This is a genomic window from Actinokineospora sp. PR83, assembly GCF_021056305.1.
GTDB lineage: Bacteria > Actinomycetota > Actinomycetes > Mycobacteriales > Pseudonocardiaceae > Actinokineospora > Actinokineospora spheciospongiae.
On sequence record NZ_JAJCXD010000008.1, the window covers coordinates 43,740 to 49,942 of the forward strand.

At 74.2% G+C, this 6,203-nt stretch carries 8 protein-coding genes; 6 read left to right on the forward strand and 2 right to left on the reverse strand.

The genetic code is table 11. The annotated features are described in order from the left end of the window. Positions 1 to 28: 28 nt before the first annotated feature. Complete coding sequence (locus L6E12_RS02520) at positions 29 to 604, reverse strand: S1 family peptidase (protein WP_236226231.1); 576 nt, start codon at positions 602 to 604, stop codon at positions 29 to 31. A gap of 433 nt (positions 605 to 1,037) precedes the next feature. Between L6E12_RS02520 and L6E12_RS02525 the strand changes: the two genes are divergently transcribed. The 4 genes from L6E12_RS02525 (at position 1,038) to hisI (ending at position 3,125) form a co-directional block, all read left to right on the forward strand. Continuing rightward, positions 1,038 to 1,568, forward strand: coding sequence for a hypothetical protein (locus L6E12_RS02525; RefSeq protein ID WP_236226232.1), 531 nt, complete (start codon positions 1,038 to 1,040; stop codon positions 1,566 to 1,568). A 68-nt stretch (positions 1,569 to 1,636) separates the two neighbouring features. Continuing rightward, positions 1,637 to 2,410 carry an imidazole glycerol phosphate synthase subunit HisF gene (hisF, locus tag L6E12_RS02530; protein ID WP_236226233.1) on the forward strand — a complete coding sequence of 258 codons (774 nt, stop codon included), beginning with the start codon at positions 1,637 to 1,639 and terminating at the stop codon, positions 2,408 to 2,410. Beyond that, entirely contained in the window at positions 2,407 to 2,772 is a 366-nt protein-coding gene (locus L6E12_RS02535; RefSeq protein ID WP_236226234.1) for a hypothetical protein, read from the forward strand. The genes hisF and L6E12_RS02535 overlap by 4 nt, the downstream gene beginning before the upstream one ends. Then, positions 2,769 to 3,125: a phosphoribosyl-AMP cyclohydrolase gene (hisI, locus tag L6E12_RS02540; RefSeq protein WP_236226235.1), complete on the forward strand. Its 357-nt coding sequence runs from the start codon at positions 2,769 to 2,771 to the stop codon at positions 3,123 to 3,125. The genes L6E12_RS02535 and hisI overlap by 4 nt, the downstream gene beginning before the upstream one ends. A 444-nt stretch (positions 3,126 to 3,569) precedes the next feature. On the opposite strand, the gene L6E12_RS02545 is transcribed toward hisI, so the two are convergent. Beyond that, entirely contained in the window at positions 3,570 to 4,205 is a 636-nt protein-coding gene (locus tag L6E12_RS02545) for a TetR family transcriptional regulator (protein WP_236226236.1), read from the reverse strand. A gap of 95 nt (positions 4,206 to 4,300) precedes the next feature. Here L6E12_RS02545 and L6E12_RS02550 point away from each other — a divergent pair, with 95 nt between their 5' ends. Continuing rightward, positions 4,301 to 5,851 (forward strand): anthranilate synthase component I, encoded by a 1,551-nt coding sequence (locus tag L6E12_RS02550; protein ID WP_236226237.1) that lies wholly within the window; start codon positions 4,301 to 4,303, stop codon positions 5,849 to 5,851. Beyond that, the coding region (locus L6E12_RS02555) for a Trp biosynthesis-associated membrane protein (RefSeq protein ID WP_236226238.1) at positions 5,848 to 6,203 on the forward strand (356 nt) is incomplete at its 3' end. The genes L6E12_RS02550 and L6E12_RS02555, both read left to right, overlap by 4 nt.

Here is a 6,203-nt window from a genome sequence, read left to right on the forward strand (position 1 = left end):
CCGCGGACCGGGGCCACCGCCGCGCGGGTCAGCCCAGGTAGAGGGTGAGCCCGTTCTGCGACAGCACCTGGTTGATCGGCACGTGGTAGGAGGTCCCGCCGACGGTGCAGTTGCCCGAGCCCGCGAGCAGCACGCCCACGGCCAGCGTTCCCGCGAGCACCGGGCTGCCCGCGTCGCCGGGTGCGGAGCAGATGTTCGTGCGGGTGAGGCCGGTGATCACACCGCCGGGGAAGTTCACCGTCTGGTTGACCGCCTGCACGGTGCCGCAGCGGTAGCCGCTCGTGGGGCTGCTGACGCACACCGACGAACCGATGGCGGGCGACCGCGTGCCGGTGACCGTGACCAGGCGGGAGCCGACGCGCACCTGCGCGGTCGGGGTGGAGCCCGGCGGCGGGACCGCGGCCGTCACCGGCTGCGCGGACCCGGTGCAGGCGCCCAGCACGATGACGCGGTGCGCGTTCGCGGGGGTCTTGGCGTTGAACGCCACCCGGCAGGGCACGCCGTTCAGCAGGACCGTGTCGCCGCCGACGATCGCGGCGGCGGGGGCCGCCGCCGCGACCGGGGCGCCCAAGACGACCATCAGCAGCGCGATGAGTACCCGCATCGGGTCCGCCTTCCCTCTTCGCCCAGGTTAAGCGGACAAAGCCCCCGACGACAGCGGCTGATCGGGCGCCGATCCGGCCGCCCGACGGCGCAGCGCCGAGGCACCCTTGATGTCCACACAGGACTGGTCGGTTCGCCGCGCCCGCTCGGTGGCGGCGGACCGGCGTGGTGCCCAGTCGTCGCACCCGCACTGACCTGCACACCCTCGCTCGGCGCGGCCCGGCCGGGGAAACCGATGACCGATTCGCGCGGGATGACGAACGTCACGTTCCACCGCCCGCGCCGACCCCGGGCACGATCCCCAGGCAGGCGACAACAGCGGGGGGATCGGCCAGGTGCCCGACCCCCCTACCGGTGAGTTTTCCCCCGTCGGGACCTGTCGGGCACCAACGCGGGTCGCTAGCGTGGCGGCGTCCGCAGAAGGTGGAGGTCCCATGCCGCCCGCTCAGCCGCTGTCCCGACTGCTCGCCGACCTGGCAGGCGACCGCCAGGCGCTGCGCGGTGAGCGCGGACCGGTCCTGGTCGTCGGCACCCTCCGCCGCGGCGTCGCGCTGTGGGAGTCCGCCATCGCCGACTTCGACGCGGGCGCCGACGCCGCCGTGCTCATCGACTCCGTCGAGCGCGCGCTGACCCCGGACGGGGAACTCGCCGCCGAGATCGCCCGCTCCCGCGACGTGTTCGAGCACGGTGTCCCGCTGCCGGTGGACCGCTTCCTGCTCACCGTCGCCCCGGAACTCGACGCCCTCGTCGAGCGCAGCCGGACGGTGGTGGGGGCGCTGCGCAAGGCCGTCGCCCTGGAGCGCCGCTCGCGCAGCCGCTGGCGCGGCACCGGCAACCGGGCCACCGCGCTGGTGGACCGCGACCTGGTGATGGAGGACGTGCGGGTGCGGGTGCGCGGGCTGCTGGAGCAGACCACCGCCCTGATCGACGCCCTGGACCGCTTCCTGGCCCGCTCCAGCTTCTGACCCCGCGCCACGCCCGTGGCCCGTGGTCGTCGGCGATCGGGTGACCCCAACCCCGTAGGCTCGCGGGCATGCCAGTAGCTGTCCGGGTCATCCCCTGCCTCGACGTCGACGCCGGTCGGGTGGTCAAGGGCGTCAACTTCACCGACCTGGTGGACGCGGGGGACCCGGTGGCGCTGGCCGCCGCCTACGACGCCGAGGGCGCAGACGAGCTGACCTTCCTCGACGTCACCGCCTCCTCCGGTGACCGCGAGACCACCTACGACGTGGTCCGCCGCACCGCCGAGCAGGTGTTCATCCCGCTCACCGTGGGCGGCGGCGTCCGCGAGGTCGCCGACATCGACCGGCTGCTGCGCGCAGGTGCGGACAAGGTGAGCATCAACACCGCCGCCATCGCCCGCCCCGACTTCCTCCGCGAGGCCTCGCACCGCTACGGCGCCCAGTGCATCGTGCTGTCCGTGGACGCCCGCCGCGTCCCCGACGGCGCGGAGCCGACCGCCTCCGGTTTCGAGGTGACCACCCACGGCGGCAGGCGGGGCACCGGCATCGACGCGGTCGAGTGGGCCGAGCGCGGCCAGGAACTGGGCGTCGGCGAGATCCTGCTCAACTCCATGGACGCCGACGGCACCAAGGCCGGGTTCGACCTGCCGCTGATCGAACTGGTCCGGGCCAGGGTGGACGTCCCGCTCATCGCCAGCGGCGGCGCGGGCGCCCTGGAGCACTTCGCCCCGGCGGTCGAGCGCGGCGCCGACGCGGTGCTGGCCGCCAGCGTCTTCCACTTCGGCCAACTGCGCATCGGCGAGGTCAAGGACACCCTGCGCGGCGCGGGGGTCGTGGTCCGGTGACGCCCGCTCGCCCGCTGGAGGTCAGGCTGGCAGTGGGCATCCTCGCCGGGGCCGCCGCCCTGTTCGTCGCCGTCGCCCTGGTCCGCACCGGCGAGGACCCGGTGGCCGTGCGGTTCCCGATCATCCTGGGCGTGCTCGGGGCCCTGGTCGTGGCCACGCTGTGGCTGCGGTGGCGGGCCGCCCGCGCCGTCGCCCTGGGCTACGCCACCGTCGCCGTCCTGGTGCACGTGCTGATCGCCCTCGGCGACCTGCCGGGGTGGGTGCGCGCCGCCTCCGGTGCGCTGGCCGCCGCGCACGCCTACGCCGTGGTCCTGCTGCTGACCCGCCCGTCGACCGAGCACTTCGCGAGGAGCACCCCGTGACCGAGCCCGCCACCCTGGACCCGGCGATCGCCGCCCGGCTCAAGCGCAACGCCGACGGCCTGGTGTGCGCGGTGGCCCAGCAGTGGGACACCCGCGAGGTCCTGATGGTCGCCTGGATGGACGACGAGGCCCTGCACCGCACCCTCACCACCGGCCGCGCCACCTACTTCTCCCGGAGCCGCCAACAGCTCTGGGTCAAGGGCGACACCTCCGGCCACACCCAGAAGGTCCACGACGTCCGCCTCGACTGCGACGGCGACGCGGTACTGGTCCTGGTCGAGCAGGAGGGCGCCGCCTGCCACACCGGCGACCGCACCTGCTTCGACGCCACCTCCCTGCTCCACCACGACTGAGACAGGGGCCGGGGCGGCGGCAAGGACCCGTTTTCAACACCTGCCGCCCACCGCGCCAACCGCTGGCTTGGCGGCCAGCCACGCGGAACCCCGCCGTGCGCAGCCGCCGACCACCCGCCAGCCGCCTGCCTGGCGGCCAGCCACCCGCAACCCCACCGCGCGCAGCAGGCGACCACCCACGCAACCGGCGGCCCGGCTACGCAGAAGCCCGGGTGGGTGGATCTGCTTGGGTGGGGGAAGCGATCATGTGCAAGCCTGCCTGGGCAGTGGGGCACTCTTTTCGCCCCACTCGGTCACACCGGGCACATGATCGCTGTAGGGGCCCCGCCCAAGCGGATTCACCCACCCGGGCACCCACAACAAACGACCGGGCTTTAAACCAACGGCACGGCTGAGCAGATCGCCCCCGAGCACCAGAAACAAATCTCGGCGCTGTCAACAGCCCTAGTCCAACCGCCCAGTCAGATACCGCTGGATGTTCGGCCCCACCGCCGCCACCAACCGATCCACCCCAGCGGAAGCCAGCGGCTCGAAGTGCACCACGTACCGCACCATCCCCAGCCCCATCACCTGCGACGCCACCAGCGTCGCCCGCAGGTCCCGCCCGTCCTCGGCCACCAGGTCGCTGATCCGCCCGAACAGGTTCTCCAGGAAGAAGTCCCGCAGCGAGTTCCCCGCATCCGCGTGCGTGGCGACGCTGCGCACCAAAGCGGTGAACCGGGTACCCCCCTCGGCGTCCCAGCTCGTCAGGAACGCCCGCGCCATCCGAGCCCCCAATTGCCCGGCAGGCCCGCTGCGCAGGTGCGCGACCAGCGGTTCCACCTCGAACGGCAGTCGCAGCACGGCCTCGGCGAACAGCGATTCCTTGCCGCCGAACCAGTGGTTGACCATGGCCGCGTCCACCCCGGCGCGGCGGGCGATGGCGCGCACCGTGGCCCCGCTGTAGCCCTGCTCGGCGAAGACCTCCCGGGCGGCGGCCAGCAGCGCGGCCCGGGTGTCGGCGCCGCCGGGGCGCCTGCCCCGCCTGCGCCCGGTGTCGGGGCCGGGCGGACCAGGTGGCCCGGCGGTCGGTGTGGTCATCACCGGACATCATGCCCGAAACCGGGTCGGCGCAGGTCACCGATGCCCTCGACCCGGTGCCGGGGGTGGCGCCGGGGGCACGGCAGAATGACGGCATGGTCAGTGTGATCGGCGTCCCTTCCCGACCCGCGACGAACGCGGGGATGGGGGCCGTCAGCCCCGGTCGTGAGCAGTTCCACGCGCTGGCGGCCGACCGGCGGGTCATCCCGGTGGTGCGGCGGGTCCTCGCCGACGCGGAGACACCGGTCTCGGTGTACCGCAAGCTCGCGGGCGACCGGCCCGGCACGTTCCTGCTGGAGTCGGCGGAGAACGGCCGCTCTTGGTCGCGCTGGTCGTTCGTCGGGGTGCGCAGCCCGGCCGCGCTGACCGCCACCGGCGGTGAGGCGCACTGGACCGGCACCCCGCCGGTCGGCCTGCCCACCGGGGGCGACCCGCTGGCGGCGCTGCGCGAGACGGTGCGGCTGCTGCACACCGACCCGCTGCCGGACCTGCCGCCGCTGACCGGCGGCATGGTCGGCTACATCGGCTACGACGCGGTGCGCAGGCTGGAGAAGCTGCCCAGCCTCGCCGAGGACGACCTGGAGCTGCCCGAGCTGGTCATGCTGCTGGCCACCGACCTGGCCGCGGTCGACCACCACGAGGGCACCATCACCCTGATCGCCAACGCGGTGAACTGGGACGACTCGCCCGAGCGGGTCGACGCCGCCTACGACGACGCGGTGGCCAGGCTGGACGCGATGACCCGGGCGCTGCGGAGCCCGGCGCCGTCGACCGCCGCGGTGTTCGAGCGGCCCCGCCCGGACTACGCGCGCAGGCGTGAACCCGCCGACTACCAGGCCGCGGTGCGCAAGGCCAAGGAGGCCATCCGCGCGGGCGAGGCGTTCCAGGTGGTGGTGTCGCAGCGGTTCGAGATGAGCACCGACGCCGACCCGCTCGACGTCTACCGGATGCTGCGCACGTCCAACCCCAGCCCGTACATGTACCTGCTGCGGCTCGACGGGTTCAGCATCGTCGGCTCCAGCCCGGAGGCCCTGGTCACCGTGCGCGACGGCCGGGCGACCACGCACCCCATCGCGGGCACCCGCTGGCGCGGGGCGGACCCGGAGGAGGACGTGGTCCTGGAGAAGGACCTGCTCGCCGACCGCAAGGAGCGCGCCGAGCACGTCATGCTGGTCGACCTGGGCCGCAACGACCTGGGCCGGGTGTGCACGCCGGGCACCGTGCAGGTGGTCGACTTCTTCCGGGTGGAGCGCTACAGCCACGTCATGCACATCGTCTCCACGGTCACCGGTGAGCTGGCCGAGGGGAAGACCGCCTTCGACGCCGTCGCCGCGTGCTTCCCGGCGGGCACGCTGTCCGGGGCGCCGAAGCCGAGGGCGATGGAGCTGATCGAGGAGCTGGAGCCGACCCGGCGCGGCCTCTACGGCGGTGTCGTCGGCTACCTGGACTTCGCGGGCGACTGCGACACCGCGATCGCCATCCGCACCGCCCTGATCCGCGACGGCGTGGCGTATGTGCAGGCCGGGGCGGGTGTGGTGGCCGACTCCGACCCGGCCGCCGAGGACACCGAGTGCGTGAACAAGGCGGGCGCGGTGCTCGCCGCCATCGCCGCGGCGGAGACCGTGCGGGCCCCGGCGGACACATGACCGAACCGGAGGAGCCCGCGGGGGACCGGCCGCCGCCCCGCCGTCTGCTGTGGACGGTGGTGGGCCTGCTCGTGCTGTCCGCGGCCGGGTTGTGGGGTTCGTCGTACCTGACCTGGTCGACGAGCACCGGCACGGTCCCCGGCACCGGGGCGGCCACCAGCGCGGACGTGCCGGTGTCGGAGGCGCTGACCCCGGTCGTGCCGCTGGCGGTGCTGGCGCTGGCCGGGGTCGCGGGCGTGCTCGCGCTGGGCCCGGTGCCGCGCCGGGTCGCGGGCGCGCTGCTGGCCGCGGCGGGCCTGGTGCCGGTGTGGCAGGCCGCCACCGGAGCCGGGGGAGCGGTCCCGGCGCGGCT

Excerpts from the sequence above, each read along its gene's own strand:
- hisF (WP_236226233.1), top strand. The coding sequence starts at position 1,637 with ATGCCAGTAGCTGTCCGGGTCATCCCCTGCCTCGACGTCGACGCCGGT.
- L6E12_RS02525 (WP_236226232.1), top strand. The coding sequence starts at position 1,038 with ATGCCGCCCGCTCAGCCGCTGTCCCGACTGCTCGCCGACCTGGCAGGC.
- L6E12_RS02550 (WP_236226237.1), top strand. The coding sequence starts at position 4,301 with ATGGTCAGTGTGATCGGCGTCCCTTCCCGACCCGCGACGAACGCGGGG.
- L6E12_RS02520 (WP_236226231.1), bottom strand. The coding sequence starts at position 604 with ATGCGGGTACTCATCGCGCTGCTGATGGTCGTCTTGGGCGCCCCGGTC.
- L6E12_RS02545 (WP_236226236.1), bottom strand. The coding sequence starts at position 4,205 with ATGACCACACCGACCGCCGGGCCACCTGGTCCGCCCGGCCCCGACACC.